Source organism: Gemmatimonadota bacterium (genome assembly GCA_026706345.1).
Taxonomy (GTDB): domain Bacteria; phylum JAAXHH01; class JAAXHH01; order JAAXHH01; family JAAXHH01; genus JAAXHH01.
This window is the reverse complement of sequence record JAPOYX010000085.1, coordinates 732-3,090: the sequence shown is the minus strand read 5'-3', so window position 1 is coordinate 3,090 and position 2,359 is coordinate 732. Positions and strand designations below refer to the sequence as shown.

Here is a 2,359-nt window from a genome sequence, read left to right as displayed (position 1 = left end):
ACCCGGAAGCCAATGTCGCCACCATCGAGTTCAAGCTCCTGAGCGCGCAGCAGCGCCGCATCACTTCGGGAGACGTCGTGCAGGCATGGCGCGAGGAGGTGGGGGAGCTGCCTCAGGCGCGCGCGATCACCTACATCAGCCAGATCTACACGCTGGGCAACCCGGTCGAGGCGGCGCTGTCTCACCCGGATCCGGAACGCCTCAACGAGATCGCGAACTCCACCGTCGCCGGCCTCGGCGGAGTCGGAGGCGTCTTCGACATCCGCTCGGACCACACTCCCGGGGTTCCGGAAATCCAGGTGGGAATGCTCCCCGAAGCGCGCACGCTCGGCCTCACGCTGGACGATCTGGCCCGGCAGACGAGAGCGGCCTTCTTCGGCGCCGAAGCCGTCCGGGTACAGCGAGGACGTGACGAGGTTCGCGTTTACGTGCGGCTACCCGAGGAGCAGCGCGACTCGGTTACCGACATCGAGGGTTACCGGCTCCACACGCCCGCCGGCGCCGACGTGCCGGTCGGCCGGGTGGCCGCGCTGAGTTCGGGCACCTCGCCGCCGGCCATCCGGCGCCAGGACGGCCAGCGCGTGGTCACGGTGAGCGCTGACGTGGATCCCGTTGTGGTTTCCGCCGCAACCGCCAACGACATTCTGGAGAACACCATCCTGGCGGGCCTCATCGCCGAGAACCCGGAACTCACGTACAGGTTCGGAGGGGAACAACAGCAGCAACTCGACTCCCTGGGCGGTCTCTATCGCGGATTCGCGATCGCGCTGCTCCTGATCTTCGCGCTTTTGGCCATTCCGCTGCGCTCCTATACCAAACCTTTCATTGTCATGGCCATCATCCCCTTCGGGTTCATCGGAGTGATCCTGGGTCACTGGGTCCTGGGGGTGGCCGTGAGCGCGGAATCCTTTGTCGGGATATTCGGCCTCGCCGGCGTGGTGGTGAACGACTCGCTGGTGATGATTGATTTCACCGATCAGAAGCTCAGGGACGGCATCCCGGCGCGAACCGCGATCATCGAGGGCGCGAAGGGACGCTTTCGCCCGATCATGCTGACTTCCCTGACGACCTTCCTGGGCTTCACCCCTCTGATTCTCGAGGACGCGATTCAGGCGCAGTTCTTTGTGCCCTTCTCCGCCTCGATCGGCTGCGGCATCCTCTTCACTACGGTGATCATCATGTTTCTGGTGCCCGCGCTTTCCTCGCTTCACCTGCAGCTCACGTCGATGCGGCGAAAACTGGCCAGCGAAAGATCCGGTTGACAGACGTTTGAGCCGAAAGCCTCCGGGGGCCTCGGCGCCAACAGCCGATGGTCAAACCAGGGTGAGCGCCGAGAGCAGTGAGGCGCCCCGCTGACCCCGCTTTCCGGGTCGGGACGGCGCGGGAGAGGAATACCGAGTGTATTTCGACCGAAACGCAACGCCGAGCGCCGCACAGCGGCACCCTTCAGCCGGGATGCTTCGCCGCTCTAACGCCGCCCGGGTCTTGCTACCGGTTGCTAACCCTGAAGAGGCCGGCGCGCCACGAAACAGTAGAGGGGCGTGAAAATCCCCGCTCTGCCCCCAGCGACATAGGCGTTTGCGGTCCGATCCAGAAGCGCGATCACCTCCGACGAGCCCCTCGGGAACACACCGAAGCACTCGGCCATCCGGATTCCCCACCGCATCGCCTTGCGGCCCATCGGAATCCGGCGGAAAGCGCTGCCGGGCAGCCCGCGCTGGGTTTCCATGGGCTGATACCACGGCGTGTCCCGACGGTGCTCGTGGGCGGAGAGGTCCTCACTCTCGACGACTTCGAATCCTGCGGTTGCGAGCGCCCGGTTTACCTCCCCGAACGTAGCAATGTCCTTGAGCGCGATGCCGTGCATGAGCTCCCGCTTGATGGCGAGGTGCCGGTCGCTCCCCGGGTCGAACAGGTCCGTCATGCACATTTCTTGGCCCCAGAAGAGGGATCCGGGCTTCAGCACCCGGTAGATTTCGGCGAACGCGCCTACCTTATCGACCGCGTGGCAGGTCGATTCGATCGCGTAGCCACGGTCGAAGGTCTGGTCTGCGATCACGCTCATTTCCATGAAGCTGCACCGAAGACAGTCGGTCAGGTCAGCGAGCCCCGCAGCCGCGTTCAATCGCCTCGCATCGTTGCACTGGACGTCACTGGCGTTGATCCCGACAACCCGGACTCCAGCCTCTCGGGCAACGCGTCGCATCGGACCGCCGATGCCACAGCCGATATCCACGACCGTCATGCCCGGCCGCAGTTCGAGCTTGGAGATCATGAGTCTTTGGTGCCGAATCTTGGAGTCCTCCAGGCTTTCGCCAGGCACCAGCGGCACAAAGTGAAGGGATTCGCCCCAGCCCAG

Annotated in this window: 2 protein-coding genes; one reads left to right on the top strand and one right to left on the bottom strand. The window is 64.6% G+C overall.

All coding sequences use genetic code 11. The features are described 5' to 3' along the window. On the top strand, positions 1-1,262 hold a 1,262-nt coding region (locus OXG98_06700), incomplete at its 5' end, for an efflux RND transporter permease subunit (protein ID MCY3771692.1). A gap of 236 nt (positions 1,263-1,498) precedes the next feature. On the opposite strand, the gene OXG98_06695 is transcribed toward OXG98_06700, so the two are convergent. Then, positions 1,499-2,359, bottom strand: an 861-nt coding sequence (locus OXG98_06695) for a class I SAM-dependent methyltransferase (protein MCY3771691.1), incomplete at its 5' end; no start/stop codon positions are given.